The organism is Psychromonas ossibalaenae ATCC BAA-1528 (genome assembly GCF_000381745.1).
GTDB classification, from domain to species: Bacteria; Pseudomonadota; Gammaproteobacteria; order Enterobacterales; family Psychromonadaceae; genus Psychromonas; species Psychromonas ossibalaenae.
The window spans coordinates 58322-77591 of sequence record NZ_KB906988.1 but is presented as its reverse complement, the minus strand read 5'-3'; the positions used below and the strand labels follow the sequence as shown (position 1 = coordinate 77591).

Below are 19270 nucleotides of genomic sequence, written 5' to 3'. Positions count from 1 at the left end.
ATGGGGGATATTATTAGCGTATAACTTAATACGTTATCAAATGGTATTAATGGCAAAGTCACTCGATGGAATACATCCTAACCAACTAAGCTTTCATGGTGCATCCATGCATATTATCTACGAGTTAACGATGTTGCCATTTTGCTCACCAGGAAATATCCCAAAGCATGTGATGAATATAACAAAAAGTGCGAAACAATTTGTTTTGCCAGCAAGGCGAGAGAGGCGTTCCCCCCGAGAATTGAAATGTTCAAAAAATGGCTACCCGCTTAAAAAAAGAAATGCCGTTCACCTTAAGTGAACGGCATTATGCTTTCTGCAGGCTTTTTTGTATTTTTATTTATTATGGATAATAAAAGCGTTAGGGTAATCAGCCTGCACTTCGGCCAGTAATTCCTGCGCTTTTAGGGGGCTTTTGAAGGGCCCTAAACGTAATTTATACTGTTGATTTTCTTTAACAAATAAACTGTTAACCTGTAGAGAATCGCTTAATTTTCTGCCTAAATCATCGGCTTTGTCGGGCAGCGAAGTCACTAAATACTGAATGTAATACAAACCGTTAAAATTATTGGCCGAATCTTCTTCTTTGCTGAAATGTAATAATTTAATTTTTACCTTTGCCGTGCCTGACTGCAGCACATCCAGTTTTTGTGCCGCCGCGTAGGAAAGATCGATAATACGCCCTTCATGAAACGGGCCGCGATCATTAACACGTACAATAATCTGTTTATTGTTTTCTAAATTAGTGACTTGCACATAGCTTGGTAAAGGCAGGTTTTTATGTGCGGCACTCATGGCAAACATATTATAGCGCTCGCCGTTAGAGGTCAGATGACCATGAAATTTATTGCCGTACCAGGAAGCATATCCCTGTTCATTGAATTCAGTAATACCTTTCAGTACTTTGTAGTCTTTTCCACGCACCCTGTAGTCTTTGTTACCGCCTCGTGAGTAGGGTTCATAACGCGGGTTGACATCTTCAACATGGTTCAGAGGCGGAATATCAGAAGGTCTATGATCATCTTTAAACTGATAGCGGCTGTCCGGTGAACTGCACGCCTGAAGCGTCAGTATTAGGAATAGTGTCGATAATGCTTTAAATAGGGTCATATTATTCTTACTTAGTATTAAAACGTTTGTGAGTATTGATTGACATTAGTACGCCGAAACCGGCCAGCAGGGTAACAATCGAAGTCCCGCCGTAGCTGATTAAAGGAAGCGGTACTCCTACTACAGGTAATATGCCGCTGACCATACCGATATTAACAAATACGTATACAAAGAAGGTTAGGGTGATGCTGCCGGCAACTAATTTTGTGAATGCGTCCTGCGCCTGATTAGCAATCCATAATCCGCGCCCTATTATTAACAGGTAAATAGTTAATAACAGCAGAATGCCGACAAAACCAAACTCTTCTGAGAAAACTGAAAAGATAAAATCGGTATGTCGTTCGGGTAGAAATTCAAGTTGTGACTGAGTACCGTCTAACCAGCCTTTACCCCATAACCCTCCTGAGCCGATGGCAATTTTAGACTGGATAATATGGTAACCCGCACCTAGCGGATCGGCCTCCGGGTTGAACAGGGTTAATACGCGGCCGCGCTGGTAGTCATGCATTAAATAGAACCACAGAACCGGGACAAATGCGAGCACGGCGGCGACAGCTGCCCCTATGTAAAGCCAGGAAATACCGGAAAGGAAAAGTACGAATATACCCGAAGAAGCCACTAAAATTGAGGTGCCTAAATCCGGCTGTTTAGCAATCAGAAGCGTTGGAATAATAACAATTAGCAGAGAGATAAAAGTGTGTTTTAAGCGCGGGGGCAGTGTATATTGGCTGACATAATACGCCACCATAAAGGGCATGATCAGCTTCATGATTTCCGACGGCTGAAACTTGGTAAATCCCAGGTCTAACCAGCGTTGTGCTCCTTTACCCGTGTGCCCGAAAACTAATACTGCAACTAGCAGCAGCACACAGATAATGAACACAGCAGGTGCCCAGCGCTGGTAAAATTCCGGTGTAAGCTGCGCCATTATAAGCATGACACTCAGGGCAATACCTAAGCGGATAAGCTGCCTGATGATCATCTCATAACCGGCCACTGAATATAGGACGGTCAGGCTTAATCCCATTAATGAAAAGATGCCTAGTAATAAATACGGATCGATATGTAAACGATAGAAAATACTTTTCTGAGCTTGGGTGCTAACCATGATTAAAGGCCTAGTGACTTAACAGTCGAAGTTGGTGTTAAATGATCAAAATGCTCATCAAATAACGCACGTACGATAGGAGCCGCCTGGCTGCTGCCGCCGCCGGCATTTTCTAAAATAACAGTTGTGACTATTTCAGGCTCCTCAAACGGGGCAAATGCAACAAACATTGCATTATCACGATGGCGTTCATCTATTTTATCCGCATCGTAAACTTCATCTTTTTTAATGCTGATTATCTGTGCCGTACCTGATTTACCGCCGATGCTGTAGGAAGCGGAAGAAAATGCGCGCCGTGCGGTACCGGTCTTAGCTACCCCGTACATCGCATTAAGTGCAATATCCCAGTAATTTTCATCTTGTAATTTTATCGGCTCTTTAGACTGCTGAGGCGGAGGAAAAGCGCCTTCAGCAGATATAATAGACTGCAGAATATGCGGTTCAATAACATCTCCGCGTCGAGCTAAAATTGCCGTCGCTTTAGTTAGCTGGATGGGGGTAACAGTCCAGTAACCCTGACCTATACCGACAGAAATCGTATCACCGTCATACCAGGGCTCTTTAAAGCGTGCTTTTTTCCAGTCTCGAGAGGGCATAATCGCCTTTGTCTCTTCACCAATATCCAGACCACTGTATTCACCAAAACCGAATTTGCGCATAAACGGATTGATTCTATCGATGCCGAGCTTGTAGGCGGTGTCATAGAAAAAAGTATCGCTGCTGTCCTCTATGGCGTAATAAACATCAACCATACCGCGCCCCCAACGTTTCCAGTCACGGAATTTGTGTTTAGTGTTCGGGATAGACCACCAGCCGGGATCATAGACCTTGGTTTTTTCAGTGATGACATTACTGTCTAATGCAGCTAAAGCCATCTGCGGCTTTATTGTGGAAGCCGGCGGGTAACGCCCTTGTGTCGCACGGTTAATCAACGGCCGATCTTTTGACTGGATAAGCTCCTGATATTTTCTGCTGCTGATCCCCTGCACAAAAAGATTCGGATCGTAACTCGGACTGGAAACTAAGGCTAAGATACCGCCAGTTCTGGCATCCATTACAATAATAGTACCGCGGCGTCCTGCCAGCAGTTTCTGCGCTTTAAGCTGCAGCTTAATATCAATGTGCAGCTGCAGATCTTTTCCTGGAACCGGCGGAGTGAAGCTCAGGGTACGGATTACTTTACCCCAGCTGTCTACTTCAACCTGGCGTTGACCCGGCTGTCCGTGCAGTAAATCTTCATAACTTTTTTCAATACCTAATTTACCAATGTAATTGGTGCCGCGGTAACGGGCTCTTTTACCGGCTTCATCCAGCCGCTGCAGATCACCGCTGTTAATCTTGGCAATGTAGCCGAGAACATGGGTAAAGGCATCTCCAAAAGGGTAAAAGCGTTTTAAACTTGCCTGGATAGAAAAACCCTTAAATTTGTGCTGGTTGACAGTAAAAGCGGCAACCTCTTCTTCGTTTAACTGATCGCGAATTACAATCGCCTTAAAGGAACGCGTATAACGGTTCTTCTTGAAGAAATTTTCAACTTCCTGGTCGCTTAATGATAATAACTGTTTCAGATCCTGAATGTTTTCCTGTAAATTTTCTGTTTTGCTGACAATGACATTAAGGCTGTAAACCGGGCGGTTTTCGGCGAGAATTATACCGTTGCGATCGTAAATAAGCCCGCGGTTGGGCGGCACCGTCTGCACACTGATACGGTTCGCATTAGAGCGGGTTTTATAGGCATTATAAGAGTTTATCTGCAGGTAGTAGAGGTTGCTGATTAATATACCGATGGCACAAACAATGCCGATAAAAACCACTAACGTACGGCGCATAAAAAGAGCGGATTCGGCAGAGTGGTTTCTTATGCTTACACGTTTTTTTGCCACTTACTACTCTCGGTGATAAGGGTGGTTAATGGTCAGTGTAAAAGCGCGGTATAAGCTTTCGGCAACAATAATACGAACTAAAGGATGCGGCAGAGTTAGTGCCGACAATGACCAGCGCTGTTCCGACAGGGCAATGCACTCCGGAGCCAGCCCTTCAGGGCCGCCGATTAACAAGCTGATATTTCTGGCGTCCAGCTGCCATTTAGTCATCTCACCGGCCAGTTGTTCTGTGGTCCAGGCTTTACCGGTTACTTCTAAAGTGACAATTTTGTTACCTTTAGGAATAGCCGCCAGGGTTAATTCACCCTCTTTTTTTAAAATGCGCTTTATATCGGCATTTTTACCGCGCTTCCCGGCATTTATTTCGAGCAGCTCCAGCTGCATCTCTTTCGGGAAGCGTCGAGCATATTCCTGATATCCTTTTTCAACCCAGTCGGGCATTTTTGTGCCCACTGCGATTAACTGAATTTTCATTAAGCAGACTGTTCCCAAAGCTTTTCAAGCTGGTAGAATTGACGTGTCTCGTCCTGCATAACGTGAACCACTACATTACCTAAGTCTAGTAGTACCCACTCGCTTCCTTCTAAACCTTCAATACCTAAAGGTGCTTCGCCTTCATTTTTCGCCGCCAGTGCAGTCTGCTCTGCAACTGAACGTACGTGACGTTTTGAGCTGCCGGTGCAGATAATCATGGTATCCGTTACATCTGAATTTTCAGAAACATCAATGATTGAGATGTCTTTCGCTTTCATATCTTCAAGTTGTTGTAAAACAAATTGTTTTAGTTGTTCGTCTTGCAAAGGAAGTTCCTTTAATAAATAGGTTAAAAATTGAATAATTGAGCAGTATAACATGACCTCCCTCTGCCATGCCATTATTGATGATAATTTCACTTTTTCGCATGTAACTTAATTTAAAGCAAGTTTGAACGCATTAATAGACTTTCTGTGAGTAAAATCGCAAAAAAAGCAGATCCTTTACTTGCAATAACGGTGCACTTTATTAGACTTCCTGATCTAAAAGTGGGGAAATGTGCATAAAAGTGGATCTTTTGTCTTATATTTGTGTCTATTTCATTAACATTGATCCTGGATTTTAATAATTATGCTGCGTGGTGCGAGTGCAATAAATATTGATACAAAAGGCAGAATTGCGATTCCAACACGTTATCGTGACTGGCTGACGGATACCTGTCAGGGCCAGTTTGTATGCACTATTGATCTGCAGTCACCATGTCTATTACTTTACCCGCTAAACGAATGGTTATTAATCGAAAATAAATTACGTGCTTTATCAAGTACTAACCCGCAAGAGCGTCGTCTGCAGAGACTGATTCTGGGATATGCGGCAGAGAGTGAGTTAGATAAAGGCGGGCGTACCTTAATTGCTCCAACATTAAGACAGCATGCAAAATTACAAAAAAAAGTAATGCTGGTCGGGCAGTTAAATAAATTTGAATTGTGGGATGAAGATATGTGGAACCAGCAAGTACAAGAAGATTTACAACAAGGTTTACCTGCGGGTGACGATTTAAGCGAACGACTGAAGGAGTTTTCACTGTAATGACTGCACATATCACAGTATTGCTGGATGAAGCTGTAAACGGCTTAGCACTGAAAAAAGATGGTACTTATGTAGACGGGACATTCGGTCGAGGCGGACACTCCCGCCATATTTTAAAACAGCTTGGTGAGAACGGGCGTTTAATCGCTATCGACAGGGATCCGCGTGCGATCGCGGCCGGACATGAATTGATGAAGGAAGATTCGCGCTTCACTATTGTGCATGGACCTTTCTCCGGTTTAGCAGATTATGTAAAAGAATTAGGGCTGCAGGGGAAAATTGACGGAGTACTGTTAGACCTTGGTGTTTCATCGCCTCAACTTGATGATGCTGAACGTGGTTTCAGTTTTATGCGTGACGGCCCGTTGGATATGCGCATGGATCCGACTTCCGGTATCAGTGCCGCTGACTGGCTGGCAAAAGCTGATGCAGATGACATCGGCTGGGTATTAAAAACCTTCGGAGAAGAAAAATTTGCCTACCGGATTGCGCGTGCAATTGTTGCCGATCGTGAAGAAACGCCGTTTCTGCGTACTCTGCAGCTGTCGCAGTTAATTGAACGTCTCTGTCCTAAAAGAGAAAAGAAAAAACATCCGGCAACCCGCAGTTTTCAGGCTATCCGGATTTATGTCAACAGTGAGTTAGAAGAGATCCATAAAGTGTTAGACGGTGCTTTGGAGATCCTGGCTGTTGGCGGACAGCTTTCTGTTATCAGTTTCCACTCATTGGAAGACCGGATAGTAAAACGTTTTATTCGTAAACAGGAAAAAGGGCGTCAATACCCGCCGGGGCTGCCTTTGACTGATGCACAGATGCAGTTTGGTAAAACACTGAAGTCAGTCGGCAAAGCATTAAAACCGAGTGCTGCGGAAATTAAAGAAAATGCGCGTGCGCGTAGCTCAGTATTACGTGTTGCTAAGAAGATTGCACAACCAGAGAATGACTAATGTGAGTCATTCTCGTGATAATTTATTGTATCTGATTCTTGCTGATTTACGCAGAAATTTTGCCGCTGTTCTGCTTTCTGCTGCTATCTTGTTAAGTGCGTTTTATAACATCTATACAACGCATGAAACACGCGAGCTGATTACTGAAAAAGAGCAATTATCGCAACAGAAAGATAACTTAATGATTGAGTGGCGTAATCTGTTAATTGAAGAACATACGTTAGATGAACATAGTCGCATCAGACGAATTGCGGTTAAAAAATTATCTATGTCGCAGCCGACAAATAATAATAGTGTGTTAGTGGAACTTCCATGAAAATAAAACGGAATTTATCAAAGCCGAAAGTAAGCCGGCAGACCAAAAAGAAAAAAGTATATGCGACCTTTTCTTCATGGCGCTATCGGCTGGTTTCCATTGTGGTGGCCTGTATTGCGGCTGCGCTGATCAGCCGCCTTGCTTATATACAGCTTATCGAGCCGGAGTATCTAACCCGGGAAGCGGATAAGCGCAGTTTACGAATTACCCAGTCGGTTGCGCATCGCGGTAATATTGAAGACCGTAACGGCGAAGAGCTGGCTATCAGCGTACCTGCTTATGCAATCTGGGTTGATCCTAAAACAGTTAAAAAGGTTTTTGCATTTACCCGTGAAGAGTGGGATGCGAGTATTGAAATTAATCCGCGTAACGGCAGTGAAGTACATACAAAAAAGTATTTTTATGAATCTAAAAAATGGCCGGCACTTGCTGAAGTATTAGACATTGAAGTTGACAAGCTTGCCGAGATTATTCAAAAACCCGGCTCGCGTTTTGCCTATCTGAAAAGACAGGTCAATAAACCCATTGTTGATTATATCAGGCAGTTGAAACTAGCTGGTATTTCCAATCAGCTGGAGTCGCACCGTTTTTATCCTACCGGTGAAATAAATGCCAATATTCTGGGGCTGACTGATCTTGATGCACAGGGCATCGAAGGTATTGAAAAAAGTTATAATAACTTCCTGCAGGGGCAGACGGGTAAGAAACGTGTACGTAAAGACCGCCTTGGCAATGTTATTGATAATATCGAAGTACTTAAAGTTAAAAAGGCCGCTGGTAACCTGCAGCTCAGTATTGATCAGCGAATTCAGGCGGTTGCCTACAGTGAATTAAAACGAGCGGTAAAAATACATGAAGCGACATCCGGCTCCGTGGTTGTTTTAGATGTTAATACCGGTGAGATTTATGCAATAGCTAATTATCCGTCGTTTAATCCCAATGACCGCAGTCAGTACCAGCCCTATAAATTAAGAAACCGTGCCATCACAGATACGTTTGAACCGGGCTCAACGGTAAAACCTCTGGTGATCGCTAGTGCGCTGGTGAATAAAAAAACTGATATTGATGAAATTATTGATACTTCACCGGGCTGGATGCATATCGGCGGACGCCGGGTTCGAGACGGCCGCAATTACGGTAAGATAGATCTGGCGATGATCCTGAAAAAATCCAGTAATATCGGGGTTAGTAAGTTGGCACTTCGGCTGCAGCCTGGGCAACTGCAGCAGACTTTTGCAGATTTTGGTTTTGGTAATGATACCGGCATAGGTTTAATTGGAGAAAGTGTCGGAATTTTACCGCTGCGCAGGCGCTGGTCTGACTTTGAGCTGGCAACCATGTCTTTTGGTTATGCTTTCACCACCACTACGCTGCAGCTGGCAAAGGCCTACGCTATTTTAGGCGGCGGCGGAAAAGAATATCCGTTATCAATTTTAAAGAATCCTGACCCCGGTGAAGGTGAGCAGGTGATACCTGAAAATATCGCGCGTGAGATTGTACATATGATGGAAGGCGTCAGTAAACAGGGCGGCACGGCCCGCAAGGCAAAAGTTGACGGTTACCGTATTGCCGGTAAAACGGGAACATCCCGTAAAGCCGAAGCCGGTGGTTATGGTGATGATTATGTTTCTGTATTTGCCGGGCTGGCACCAGCCAGTGAACCGCGCTTTGCTATTGCGGTGATGATCAACGAGCCGCAGGGGGACAGTTATTATGCAGGGGATGTCGCTGCTCCGGTCTTTTCAGCGGTGATGAAAAGTGCACTTTTACTAGAGCATGTACGCCCCGATGATGATACAGATCAACGCTATACCCTGCTGGAGTCTAATCAATAATGTCTGAAAAACCGCAATCACTCTCATTAACTGTGTTGTTGTCCCCATGGTTAGATGTTGATTTTGATAATACTCTGGTGTCCGGCTTAACGCTGGACAGCCGTGAAATAAAAGATGGCTGCCTGTTTGCCGCCCTGCAGGGAGCGCAGCTGGACGGCCGTACTTTTATCGACAAAGCTGTTGAGTGTGGTGCGAGTGCCGTTTTATCCGAAACAAAAGAGCGCGGTCAGCACGGTTTAATCACGCTGCAGGGTAATGTCCCGGTAATTCAGGTTTATCAGTTATCAGACATGTTAAGTGAACTTGCATACCGCTTTTATTTTCCGGAGCAGAACTTACATAAAGTGATTGCCGTTACCGGGACCAATGGTAAAACCACTATTGCGACTCTGCTGGCGAACTGCTGGAATATATTAGGTAAGCAAAGTGCACAGATGGGCACCATAGGTAACGGATTATTCGGAAAGCTTAAAAGCAGTTTAAATACCACCCTGGATGCCATTTCAGTTTTTTCTGAGCTAAATGATTATCAGCAGAAAAATGTTGATTACACGGTAATGGAAGTGTCTTCTCATGGTTTAACTCAGGGACGGGTTAGTGCGCTGCCTTTTCATAGTGCCATTTTTACCAACTTGACCCGTGATCACCTGGATTACCATGGATCGATGGAGAACTATGAATTAGCCAAGAAAGCATTATTTGAACACTTTCCAGTCAAACAGCGCTTTATTAATGCCGATGATGCGACGGGAGCCCAGTGGCTAAAAGATTTCCCGGATGCGATAAGCTTTGGTTTTAACGCCGAAATGTTAACAAAGCAGCGTTATCTGCGTATCGAGCAGGTTGAATATCACGGTCAGGGTATTAATTTTTCATTCCAGTCATCCTGGGGGCAAGGTTTAATTTCAGCACCGTTTTACGGTGATTTTAATGTGTCGAATCTCGCGGCGGTATTAACCCAGTTATTAGCTGAAAATATATCTATAAAGCAGGCAGAAGCTGTTTTTCCACGGTTAAATGCTGTGCCGGGACGTATGGAACAATATTATTTTCCGAATAATGATATTACTTTTGTTGTCGATTATGCCCATACACCGGATGCTTTGGAAAAAGCCTTAACCGCTTTACAAAAGCATAAAAAAACTGGACGGTTAATTTGCGTATTCGGCTGCGGAGGGGATAGAGATAAAGGGAAACGCTCTGAAATGGCAAAAGTTTCTGAAAATTTTGCAGGAAAGGTTGTTTTAGTTGATGATAACCCGCGCAGCGAATCTGCGGAGCAGATTATGCAGGATATTTTAAAAGGTTTTAACAACCCTGCTCGAGTTACAGTGATTCATGACCGTAAAGAAGCAGTATTAGATCTGCTTGATAACGCCTTGCCCGGTGATATTGTTTTATTAGCCGGAAAAGGACATGAAGATTATCAGATCATTGGTGAACAAAGGATATTCTATAGTGACCGAGCGTTATTAGCCTCGTTACAATGTACCTATAATAAAAATAATAAGGCCGATTTATGATTTCATTAAGACTTAGTGAAATAGCGCAGGCGACACAGGGCAAAATTATCAATGCCTCGGCAGAGGATATTTTAATTAACTCGGTTTCCACCGATACGCGTTCAATAAAACGCGGTGATCTGTTTATCGCCCTGCAGGGGGAATCGTTTGATGCTCATCATTTTCTGCTGCAGGCTGAAAATGCAGGGGCTGCGCTGCTGCTCGTGCATCAGCAGTCGGCTGCTACATTACCTTCAATATTAGTTGAAGATACACGTATCGCACTTGGTCAGTTAGCTGCATATGTTAAGCAGAAAATCGCGGGATTAAAGTGCGCAGCTATCACCGGTAGTAATGGTAAAACCACCACCAAAGAGTTATTGAGTCAAATTTTACGTGTTTTCAGCGAGTCTGATAATGCAGTACTGGCGACTGCCGGTAATTTTAATAACGATATCGGTCTGCCGTTAACTTTATTGCGCTTAACTGAACAAAATACTTTTGCAGTGGTCGAATTAGGTGCCAATCATCAGGGTGAGATCGCTTATACCGCCTCGCTGAGTAAACCCGATGTGGCGCTTATTAATAATGTTATGCCGGCACATTTAGAAGGTTTCGGTTCAATTGCCGGTGTTGCGCAGGCAAAAGGTGAAATCTGGCAGAGCCTTGCTGAAAACGGTACAGCAGTGGTCAATCTAGATGACAGCTTTGCCGCCCAGTATCTACAGCAGTTAAATGAATTACCTTTTGAAATTGAAATACTGACCTTTTCACAGAGTGATACCAGTGCTTGTGTATTTGCTTCTGGTATTCGCTTTGACTCTCTCGGTAAAGCAACATTCACCCTGAATGTTCGTGAACAAAACTCACTGCGCTCCACCGTTGTGTCGATAAATTTAGCAGGTAAACATAATATCAGCAATGCGCTGGCCGCTTCCGCTATGGCCTGCGCATTAGGCTGCGGTCTGGATGTTATTCAACATGGACTGGCTTCGGCAGCCGAGGTTAGCGGGCGGGTTAACAGCAGTCAGGTTAATGAATTAGTCACCCTGATTGATGATACGTATAATGCTAATTCTGCGTCTGTGAAAGCCGCGGTTGATTTGCTGGCCTGCTATGCCGGTGAGCGGTTATTAGTTTTAGGCGATATGGCGGAACTTGGAGATTACTGCGAACAGGAGCACCTTTCTGTTGGGAAATATGCAGCAGAGCAGGGCATTAACGGCTTATTAACTGTGGGCCGCTTCAGCAGCCGGACCTGTTCAGCTTTCCAGGCAAACTGCACAGCGAAAGCTGTTCATTTTGACACTAAAACGCAGTTAAAAGATTACTTAGAAAATGAAATATTACACAAACACGATAAACTGACCGTTCTGGTTAAAGGCTCTCGCGGGGCAAAAATGGAAGAGATTGTGACTTTCATCAAGCAGTCGCTGAGCCCAAAATCGTAATTATTAGAATAATAAATAACATAAGTTATAAATAGGAAATACCAATGATAGTCTGGTTAGCAGAGTTACTTTCGGAATATTTTAGATTTTTTAATGTATTTACTTACCTGTCAGTACGTATGGTGCTGGCGGTGTTAACTGCATTGGTGTTCTCGTTATGGGCGGGACCGAAACTGATTCGTTATTTACAGAAAATGCAGATAGGGCAGATTGTTCGTGATGATGGTCCCGAATCCCACTTTAGTAAAGCGGGCACACCCACTATGGGCGGGATTTTAATTCTTGCTTCTATTACCCTGTCAACTTTGCTGTGGGCTCGTTTAGATAACCATTACGTGTGGATTGTATTATTTACAACGCTGGCTTTCGGTGCGATAGGTTTTATGGATGACTACCTGAAAGTGGTACGTAAACACCCTGACGGCTTGATTGCCCGCTGGAAATATTTCTGGCAGTCGGTGGCGGCTTTAGTGCTTGCTGTGGTGCTTGTCAGTACGGCTTCAACACCTGCTGAACTTACTTTTGTTATGCCGTTTTTTAAAGAATATATGCCTTATCTTGGTCTGGCATTTATTCCTCTAGTCTACTTCACTGTGGTCGGAAGCAGTAATGCGGTTAACTTAACTGATGGTTTAGACGGTCTGGCAATTATGCCGACTGTTATGGTGGCGGCCGCTTTTGCATTAATTGCTTATTTAACCAGTCATGTAAATTATGCACATTATTTATATATTCCTTATATCCCAAAAGCCAGTGAACTGGTGATCATCTGCGGAACAATTGTCGGCGCCGGTTTAGGTTTCCTGTGGTTCAATACTTATCCGGCACAAGTCTTTATGGGCGATGTCGGCTCGTTAGCATTAGGCGCGTTATTAGGTGTTATTGCGGTGCTGGTCCGCCAGGAAATACTGTTAGTCATTATGGGCGGGATTTTTGTTTTAGAAACTGTGTCGGTTATTCTGCAGGTCGGCTCTTATAAGATGCGTAAACAGCGTATTTTCCGAATGGCACCTATCCATCATCACTATGAGAAAAAAGGCTGGCCGGAACCACGTGTAATTGTACGTTTCTGGATCATTACCATAGTGCTGGTATTGATCGGACTTGTGACATTAAAGGTACGTTAATATGTCAGATAAGAAGGTCGCAGTTTTAGGTCTTGGCGCAACGGGATTATCCTGTGTTAACTTTTTGCTGTCGCAGAATTATGACGTTACTGTATTTGATACGCGTCAGCTGCCACCTGGTGAAGATAAATTAAATGCTTCCGTTGAGCTTATTAAAGGTCAGCTAGACGCTGGCCTGTTAGCTGAATTTAAACTGATTATCGCCAGCCCTGGAATTGCACTGGCAACACCCGCTCTGCAGTTCGCACTGCAGGCTGGTTGTGAAATTATTGGTGATATTGAACTGTTTGCCCGAGCGCAGCAGCAGCCAGAATATGCTCATGCAAAATTAGTCACCATTACCGGCTCTAACGGTAAAAGCACGGTCACTAGCTTATTAGGTGAAATGGCCTGTGAAGCAGGTGTTAAAACGGCTGTCGGCGGAAATATCGGTATTCCTGCTCTGGATCTGCTTGCGCCTGAAATTGAGCTGTACATATTAGAGTTGTCCAGCTTTCAACTGGAAACTACTTTTTCATTAAATGCTGATGTTGCGACGATATTAAATGTCAGTGAAGATCATTTAGACAGATATGAATCTTATCAAGACTACACGCAGGCTAAACACCGAATCTATCAGCAGAGTAGAAACTGTCTGTTTAATCGTGATGATTTATTAACCTTGCCGAAGGTGGTCAATAAGGCGCAGGTTAGTTTTGGTTTTGACAGTTCAGCTTATGGTTTAGTCTGTGATGCACAGAATAATATCTGTCTGGCTCGAAATGGTCAGGCTTTATTAAGTACTGCATCTTTAAAACTCAGCGGTAAACATAACTGGATGAATGCATTAGCAGCACTTGCCTTAGGTGATGCGGTTAATTTAGATGAGCAGGCCATGCTGCAGACTCTGCAGAGCTACACAGGGTTAAAGCACCGCTGTGAGTTTATTGCTCAGCGAAGCGGGATCCGCTGGATTAATGACTCTAAAGCGACCAATATCGGTGCTGCACTGGCTGCACTGCAGGGGTTATCGGAAACGATTAGCGGTGATGTTCATGTTATTCTTGGTGGTGATGGAAAAGGCGCTGATTTTAGTGAACTGTCAACTGTACTGGAAGAGATACAAGGTTTAATTCTCTGCTTTGGTGCTGACGGGCAGAAAATAGCTGCGTTTAATTCAAGAGCTGTTGTGGTGAATGATCTGCAGCAGGCGGTCGCTATGATCGCGGCTGAAGGTAAAACGGGGGACTTAGCTATATTAAGCCCGGCCTGTGCAAGTTTAGATATGTATCCGAATTTTATGGCGCGCGGCGATCATTTTAGAAACTTAGTGACTGCGCTGCAGGCAGGCGGCGTTTAATGAGAATAGTCAGTAAAGTGCGCAGTTTGTTTGACAGCCGGACTGATCAGCAGGCCTATGACCGGCAGCTGCTGCTGGTGACATTTACTTTGATGGCTGTAGGTATGGTAATTGTGGCTTCTGCCTCTATTCCAGAAGGCATTGCATTATCTGATGATCCCTTTCGTTTTCTGAAGCGTCATCTTATCTATATTTTTATATGTTTAGGCGTGTTAGCTGGTGTGGTCTGTGTGCAGATGGAACACTGGTATAAAAGTCAGGGGCTATTATTAACACTGGCTTTTATAGGCCTGCTGGCGGTGCTGGTGATTGGTACCGAGGTAAACGGTTCCTACCGCTGGCTGCGCTTAGGGCCCTTTAATATTCAGCCTTCGGAGTTTTCTAAACTGGCTGTTGTTCTTTTTCTGGCGGGATATTTATCAAGGCGTCAGCAGGAAGTTATCGACACCATAAAAGGTTTTATTAAACCGATTATTATTTTATCGGTATTTGCGCTGTTGTTATTACTGCAGCCGGATCTCGGCTCTACAGTGGTAATAGTAGTCATTATGATGGGCATGTTGTTTATTGCCGATGCCAGACTTATCTCCTTTATCGGTATTGGCGTCTCGCTGCTGGCGGTTACTGTGGTGCTGATTGTAACCTCTCCGTACCGCATGGCGCGCGTATTTGGATTTTTAGATCCCTGGGCAGATCCCTTCGGGCGGAGTTATCAGCTGACTCAGTCTTTAATGGCATTTGGACGCGGAGGCTGGTTCGGAGAAGGTTTAGGTAACTCCGTACAAAAATTGGATTATTTACCTGAAGCTCACACCGATTTTATTATGGCAATCCTTGCAGAAGAGCTTGGTTTTGTCGGCGTCTCTGTGGTTATCATTTTGGAATTTATTTTAGTTTATAAAGCGTTCAATATCGGCAAAAAAGCACTGCAGCAGAATATGGTTTTTTCCGGTTATGCCGCTATCGGTATTGCTATCTGGTTTGCTTTTCAAACCGGGGTAAACGTGGGAGCCGCTTCAGGTATCGTGCCGACTAAAGGGTTAACCCTGCCGTTAGTCAGTTATGGTGGTTCGAGCTTGATTACCATTGCGATTGCAGTAGCAATATTATTACGTGTTGATTTTGAGCGGCGTCAGGCATCAAGCCAGGTGCGAATTACTAAAATAAAAGCAGCTAAAAGTAAAAAGCCGGCTGAAAAAACAAAAGAAATTAATGCGCAAAAGCCGGATCAAAAACAAGAAAAAACGAAAGCAGCTGAAATAATAAACCTGTATCCGAAACAAGAAGAGATTGATGAGACAAAGTAAAACATTATTAGTGATGGCTGGTGGTACGGGCGGACATGTTTTTCCGGGACTCGCCGTTGCAGAGCAGTTAAAAAAACAGGGGTGGCAGGTCAGCTGGCTGGGTACGGAAGATCGTATGGAAGCGCAGTTAGTGCCGGATCACGGTTACGAAATAGATTTTATCGATATTGCCGGTGTACGAGGTAATGGTCTGCCGCGTTTATTAGCGGCACCGTTGCGTATTGTCAAATCCATTATGCAGGCGCGCAGTGTATTGAAAAAACGTAAAGTAGATCTGGTGCTCGGCATGGGTGGTTTTGCAAGTGGTCCAGGTGGTATTGCCGCATGGACAATGGGGTTACCGGTTATTTTACATGAACAGAATGCAGCCGCCGGTTTAACTAACCGCATCTTAGCCCGTTTCTCTAAAAAGATATTAATGGGCTTTTCAGGTGCATTTCAAAGTGAAAAGGCTGTTTTGGTTGGTAATCCAGTCCGCCAGGCGCTTCTGAACTTACCTGAAAAAAAAATATCGCCTGAAAACTCAGCACTTAAAGTGTTAGTGGTCGGCGGAAGTTTAGGTGCAAAGGTATTAAATGATCTGCTGCCTAAAGTACTTAGCACTTTTACTAAAGGGGAGCTGAAGGTTATTCATCAAAGCGGTAAAGGGCATTATCAGAGGCTTAAAGATGCCTATCAGAACGTTGAAGTTGAAGCTGATATACGGGAATTTATAACCGATATGGACAGTGCCTACGACTGGGCTGATGTGGTTATATGCCGGGCTGGTGCATTAACCGTTGCAGAGGTTGCTGTAGTTGGTTTACCGGCTGTTTTTGTACCGCTGCCGCATGCTGTCGATGATCATCAGACTAAAAATGCTCAGGATCTGGTAAATAAAGAAGCTGCTGTGCTGATACCGCAAAAAGAACTCAATGCGGATAAATTAAGTGATTATTTGCGGACATTCAGCCAAAATAGAGACTTACTTGCTGAAATGTCCAAAAAGAGTAAAAAAACAGCAATAATTGATGCAACAGAGCGCGTGGCGGCTGTTTGTAGTCAATTTGTTTAATCGATATGCAGCAGACATTACAATGTAATAAACTTTTAAATTAATGGCTTTATATGACAAAAATTAATCTAGCTCAAATACGCACCATGATTCCAGAAATGCGCCGTGTTAAACAAATTCATTTTGTCGGCATCGGTGGGGCAGGTATGGGCGGTATTGCGGAAGTACTAGCATACGAAGGTTACAAAATTACCGGTTCAGATATTGCGGTTAACCCTGTAGTGAAACGTCTACGTTCAATCGGCGCAGAAATATTCATCGGTCATCAGCAGGAAAATATATACGGTGCTTCAGTTGTGGTTGTTTCTACTGCAATTAATAAGGATAACCCGGAATTATTAGCCGCTCAGCAGGCTAGAATTCCAGTGGTACGCCGTGCTGAGATGCTGGCTGAGTTAATGCGTTACCGTCATGGCGTGGCGGTTGCCGGAACTCATGGTAAAACCACCACAACCAGTTTAATTGCAAGCATTTACGGGCAGGCAGACCTAGATCCGACATTTGTTATCGGCGGGTTATTAAACAGTGCCGGCACCAATGCCAAATTAGGGCAAAGCCGTTATTTAATTGCAGAGGCCGATGAAAGCGATGCTTCCTTTTTACATCTGCAGCCGATGGTGTCGGTGGTTACCAATATTGAAGCGGATCATATGGATACCTACCAGGGGGATTTCGAAGTATTAAAAGACACTTTTGTCACCTTTATTCAGAATCTGCCTTTTTACGGTACCGCAGTTGTCTGTTTAGACGACTCTGTAGTTGAAGAACTAATTCCGCGTTTTGCACGACAGGTTGTCACTTATGGTTTTCATGAGCAGGCTGATGTACGTATTTCAGATTTTTCACAAAGCGTTAGCCGCAGTGAGTTTCTGGTACATAGGGTTAATAAACCCGATCTTAAAATTCAGCTTAATTTACCCGGTAAACATAACGCATTAAATGCGGCCGCTGCGATTGCTGTGGCGATGGAAGATGATATTGATGATAACTCCATTTTAAATGCATTAAATGAATTTGAGGGAATCGGCCGTCGTTTTGAGCAATATGGTGAGTTTGAAACAGGCCGGGGTAAGGCAATTCTGGTTGATGATTACGGCCATCATCCGACAGAAGTACAGGCAACAATTAATGCAGCCAGAGAGGGCTGGCCGGAGAAACGTCTGGTTATGGCTTATCAGCCGCACCGTTATACCCGTACCCGGGATCTTTATGATGATTTTGCGCATGTATTGGAGCAGGTGGATCAGCTCCTGCTGCTGGATGTTTACGCTGCCGGAGAGGCGCCGATTGCTGGTGCAGACAGCCGCTCATTATGCCGTACTATTCGTCAGCGCAGTGATAAAGAGCCGATTTTTGTTGCCAGTCCGGAAGCTTTACCCGGCATGCTTGCACAAATCATCGGCGATGGTGATCTGGTACTGACCCAGGGAGCTGGTAACATTGGGGCTGTGGTTAAAACATTAGCTGAGTTGAAGCTGGATATTGAAAAAATGAAACAAGTTAACAGCAACTAATGAATTCAGGTGCTTGGCTGCTGTTTTGGCTGTCAGCAGATCTGCATGACGAAAAATTATGAGTAAACATTGATGAGTTTAGATTTTGCTAAAGCTGCTGTTTTATCAGCAGAGTCTGGTGCTGAAGAGGAGCTTTTAAGCTCTGCGTGCGCTATGAATAAATACAAAACTAAACTGGTATGGCAAAGTTATCAATTAATGCAGAGAAATTGTCAAATCATAGTCAAAGATGGCTTTAATCCTGAGCAATCAGAAGATATAATATCACGCTTGTCAGAGGACGTTATGGTTAAGCCTGTTCGTGAAGGTGTAAGCATAGCGATGAGAAAGGTAAATAATTCACAGCCGCCTGCGCAGGCATTTAAAGTTGATACGAAAGTGCTGTTTGAATCTTGGATTAGCGAAACGGGATGCACTGCGCCGATATTAAACGGACAGGCGCTGTAATTTTATGTGGAATAAATTAAAAAAGGTAAAATTCGGCAAGTGGGTCAGTTTAGTTTTTTTTATCACTTTAATTTATATATTACAGAACAGTTATTTTAAATTAAAAACATGGCTGACCGATGAACAGTCTCTGCCGTTAAAGTCTTTAGTGTTAACGGGTGAAAGAGATCATGTTTCATCCGATGATGTACGAGCAGTTCTGGCCGATCAGAAAGACAGGTTGAATTTTTTTACCCTGGAAATTGCACAAATTCAGAAGCAGCTTGAAAGCATGCCCTGGGTTTATTCAGCATCCATTCGTAAACGCTGGCCGGATACATTGAAGATACATATTGTTGAACAGTCAATTGTTGCAACATGGAATGATAAAGCACTGCTGAACCGCTTTTCGGAGATAATTGCGGTATCACCGCAGGATGTTGAGGAAGAATACGTTGCCCTTTACGGTGAAGATGACTTTGCCGGGGAAGTATTAACAACTTATATGAAGGCTCATCAATTGTTAAAAGTGAGTCACTTTGAAATTGCTAAGTTAAGCAGTGATAAACGTAATGCCAGTACCATTACTTTAAAAAATGGTATTGAGCTGCGGTTAGGGCAGGAACAGAAGCTGGATCGCATTCAGCGTTTTTTAAGTGTGTTTCCATTGATAGCCGGCAAATATGATATTAGTGCCGTCAATTATGTAGATTTGCGTTATGACACTGGGCTTGCTGTCGGCTGGAAAAATAAGAATATTAAAGTTAAATAAACAGCGTAATTAGACG

At 43.8% G+C, this 19270-nt stretch carries 18 protein-coding genes and 1 pseudogene; 14 read left to right on the top strand and 5 right to left on the bottom strand.

The features are described from left to right. A pseudogene (locus tag G327_RS27185) lies at positions 1 to 301 on the top strand (IS4 family transposase); the annotation flags it as partial. Between the two features lie 35 nt (positions 302 to 336). Here G327_RS27185 and G327_RS0112085 read toward each other — a convergent pair. From G327_RS0112085 to rsfS, 5 genes are read right to left on the bottom strand one after another with little or no spacing between them, the layout of a single operon-like run. Further along, positions 337 to 1110, bottom strand: coding sequence for a septal ring lytic transglycosylase RlpA family protein (locus G327_RS0112085; RefSeq protein WP_019615044.1), 774 nt, complete (start codon positions 1108 to 1110; stop codon positions 337 to 339). Between the two features lie 7 nt (positions 1111 to 1117). Next, positions 1118 to 2218, bottom strand: a complete 1101-nt coding sequence (gene rodA, locus G327_RS0112080) for a rod shape-determining protein RodA (RefSeq protein WP_019615043.1) — start codon at positions 2216 to 2218, stop codon at positions 1118 to 1120. Between the two features lie 2 nt (positions 2219 to 2220). Next, positions 2221 to 4101, bottom strand: coding sequence for a penicillin-binding protein 2 (mrdA, locus tag G327_RS0112075; protein WP_019615042.1), 1881 nt, complete (start codon positions 4099 to 4101; stop codon positions 2221 to 2223). A gap of 3 nt (positions 4102 to 4104) precedes the next feature. After that, complete coding sequence (gene rlmH / locus G327_RS0112070) at positions 4105 to 4575, bottom strand: 23S rRNA (pseudouridine(1915)-N(3))-methyltransferase RlmH (RefSeq protein ID WP_019615041.1); 471 nt, start codon at positions 4573 to 4575, stop codon at positions 4105 to 4107. Further along, on the bottom strand, positions 4575 to 4901 hold the full coding sequence (gene rsfS / locus G327_RS0112065) for a ribosome silencing factor (protein WP_026339342.1): 327 nt from the start codon (positions 4899 to 4901) through the stop codon (positions 4575 to 4577). The genes rlmH and rsfS overlap by 1 nt, the downstream gene beginning before the upstream one ends. Positions 4902 to 5205: 304 nt before the next feature. Between rsfS and mraZ the strand changes: the two genes are divergently transcribed. From mraZ to G327_RS0112000, 13 genes are all read left to right on the top strand, one after another. After that, positions 5206 to 5664: a division/cell wall cluster transcriptional repressor MraZ gene (gene mraZ, locus G327_RS0112060; protein WP_019615039.1), complete on the top strand. Its 459-nt coding sequence runs from the start codon at positions 5206 to 5208 to the stop codon at positions 5662 to 5664. Beyond that, positions 5664 to 6611, top strand: coding sequence for a 16S rRNA (cytosine(1402)-N(4))-methyltransferase RsmH (gene rsmH / locus G327_RS0112055; protein WP_019615038.1), 948 nt, complete (start codon positions 5664 to 5666; stop codon positions 6609 to 6611). Before mraZ ends, rsmH begins: the two co-directional genes overlap by 1 nt. Next, complete coding sequence (gene ftsL, locus G327_RS0112050) at positions 6604 to 6927, top strand: cell division protein FtsL (protein WP_019615037.1); 324 nt, start codon at positions 6604 to 6606, stop codon at positions 6925 to 6927. The genes rsmH and ftsL overlap by 8 nt, the downstream gene beginning before the upstream one ends. Beyond that, positions 6924 to 8762, top strand: a complete 1839-nt coding sequence (locus G327_RS0112045; RefSeq protein WP_019615036.1) for a peptidoglycan glycosyltransferase FtsI — start codon at positions 6924 to 6926, stop codon at positions 8760 to 8762. Before ftsL ends, G327_RS0112045 begins: the two co-directional genes overlap by 4 nt. Further along, entirely contained in the window at positions 8762 to 10285 is a 1524-nt protein-coding gene (murE, locus tag G327_RS0112040; protein ID WP_019615035.1) for a UDP-N-acetylmuramoyl-L-alanyl-D-glutamate--2,6-diaminopimelate ligase, read from the top strand. Before G327_RS0112045 ends, murE begins: the two co-directional genes overlap by 1 nt. After that, positions 10282 to 11715, top strand: coding sequence for a UDP-N-acetylmuramoyl-tripeptide--D-alanyl-D-alanine ligase (locus G327_RS0112035; RefSeq protein WP_019615034.1), 1434 nt, complete (start codon positions 10282 to 10284; stop codon positions 11713 to 11715). The genes murE and G327_RS0112035 overlap by 4 nt, the downstream gene beginning before the upstream one ends. 44 nt (positions 11716 to 11759) lie before the next feature. After that, positions 11760 to 12842 carry a phospho-N-acetylmuramoyl-pentapeptide-transferase gene (mraY, locus tag G327_RS0112030; protein WP_019615033.1) on the top strand — a complete coding sequence of 361 codons (1083 nt, stop codon included), beginning with the start codon at positions 11760 to 11762 and terminating at the stop codon, positions 12840 to 12842. Between the two features lies 1 nt (position 12843). After that, positions 12844 to 14181: a UDP-N-acetylmuramoyl-L-alanine--D-glutamate ligase gene (gene murD, locus G327_RS0112025; RefSeq protein WP_019615032.1), complete on the top strand. Its 1338-nt coding sequence runs from the start codon at positions 12844 to 12846 to the stop codon at positions 14179 to 14181. Further along, positions 14181 to 15488, top strand: coding sequence for a putative lipid II flippase FtsW (gene ftsW, locus G327_RS0112020; RefSeq protein ID WP_019615031.1), 1308 nt, complete (start codon positions 14181 to 14183; stop codon positions 15486 to 15488). Before murD ends, ftsW begins: the two co-directional genes overlap by 1 nt. After that, on the top strand, positions 15472 to 16542 hold the full coding sequence (gene murG / locus G327_RS0112015) for an undecaprenyldiphospho-muramoylpentapeptide beta-N-acetylglucosaminyltransferase (protein ID WP_425413788.1): 1071 nt from the start codon (positions 15472 to 15474) through the stop codon (positions 16540 to 16542). The genes ftsW and murG overlap by 17 nt, the downstream gene beginning before the upstream one ends. 53 nt (positions 16543 to 16595) lie before the next feature. Further along, positions 16596 to 18056: a UDP-N-acetylmuramate--L-alanine ligase gene (gene murC / locus G327_RS0112010; RefSeq protein ID WP_019615029.1), complete on the top strand. Its 1461-nt coding sequence runs from the start codon at positions 16596 to 16598 to the stop codon at positions 18054 to 18056. 72 nt (positions 18057 to 18128) lie between these two features. Then, on the top strand, positions 18129 to 18503 hold the full coding sequence (locus G327_RS24555; RefSeq protein ID WP_019615028.1) for a D-alanine--D-alanine ligase: 375 nt from the start codon (positions 18129 to 18131) through the stop codon (positions 18501 to 18503). A gap of 4 nt (positions 18504 to 18507) precedes the next feature. Then, entirely contained in the window at positions 18508 to 19254 is a 747-nt protein-coding gene (locus tag G327_RS0112000; protein WP_019615027.1) for a cell division protein FtsQ/DivIB, read from the top strand. The last annotated feature ends 16 nt before the right edge of the window (positions 19255 to 19270 follow it).

Excerpts from the sequence above, each read along its gene's own strand:
- ftsW (WP_019615031.1), top strand. The coding sequence starts at position 14,181 with ATGAGAATAGTCAGTAAAGTGCGCAGTTTGTTTGACAGCCGGACTGAT.
- murD (WP_019615032.1), top strand. The coding sequence starts at position 12,844 with ATGTCAGATAAGAAGGTCGCAGTTTTAGGTCTTGGCGCAACGGGATTA.
- murC (WP_019615029.1), top strand. The coding sequence starts at position 16,596 with ATGACAAAAATTAATCTAGCTCAAATACGCACCATGATTCCAGAAATG.
- G327_RS24555 (WP_019615028.1), top strand. The coding sequence starts at position 18,129 with ATGAGTTTAGATTTTGCTAAAGCTGCTGTTTTATCAGCAGAGTCTGGT.
- G327_RS0112045 (WP_019615036.1), top strand. The coding sequence starts at position 6,924 with ATGAAAATAAAACGGAATTTATCAAAGCCGAAAGTAAGCCGGCAGACC.
- ftsL (WP_019615037.1), top strand. The coding sequence starts at position 6,604 with ATGACTAATGTGAGTCATTCTCGTGATAATTTATTGTATCTGATTCTT.
- rsmH (WP_019615038.1), top strand. The coding sequence starts at position 5,664 with ATGACTGCACATATCACAGTATTGCTGGATGAAGCTGTAAACGGCTTA.
- G327_RS0112000 (WP_019615027.1), top strand. The coding sequence starts at position 18,508 with ATGTGGAATAAATTAAAAAAGGTAAAATTCGGCAAGTGGGTCAGTTTA.
- murE (WP_019615035.1), top strand. The coding sequence starts at position 8,762 with ATGTCTGAAAAACCGCAATCACTCTCATTAACTGTGTTGTTGTCCCCA.
- mraZ (WP_019615039.1), top strand. The coding sequence starts at position 5,206 with ATGCTGCGTGGTGCGAGTGCAATAAATATTGATACAAAAGGCAGAATT.
- G327_RS0112035 (WP_019615034.1), top strand. The coding sequence starts at position 10,282 with ATGATTTCATTAAGACTTAGTGAAATAGCGCAGGCGACACAGGGCAAA.
- rodA (WP_019615043.1), bottom strand. The coding sequence starts at position 2,218 with ATGGTTAGCACCCAAGCTCAGAAAAGTATTTTCTATCGTTTACATATC.
- rlmH (WP_019615041.1), bottom strand. The coding sequence starts at position 4,575 with ATGAAAATTCAGTTAATCGCAGTGGGCACAAAAATGCCCGACTGGGTT.
- mraY (WP_019615033.1), top strand. The coding sequence starts at position 11,760 with ATGATAGTCTGGTTAGCAGAGTTACTTTCGGAATATTTTAGATTTTTT.
- G327_RS0112085 (WP_019615044.1), bottom strand. The coding sequence starts at position 1,110 with ATGACCCTATTTAAAGCATTATCGACACTATTCCTAATACTGACGCTT.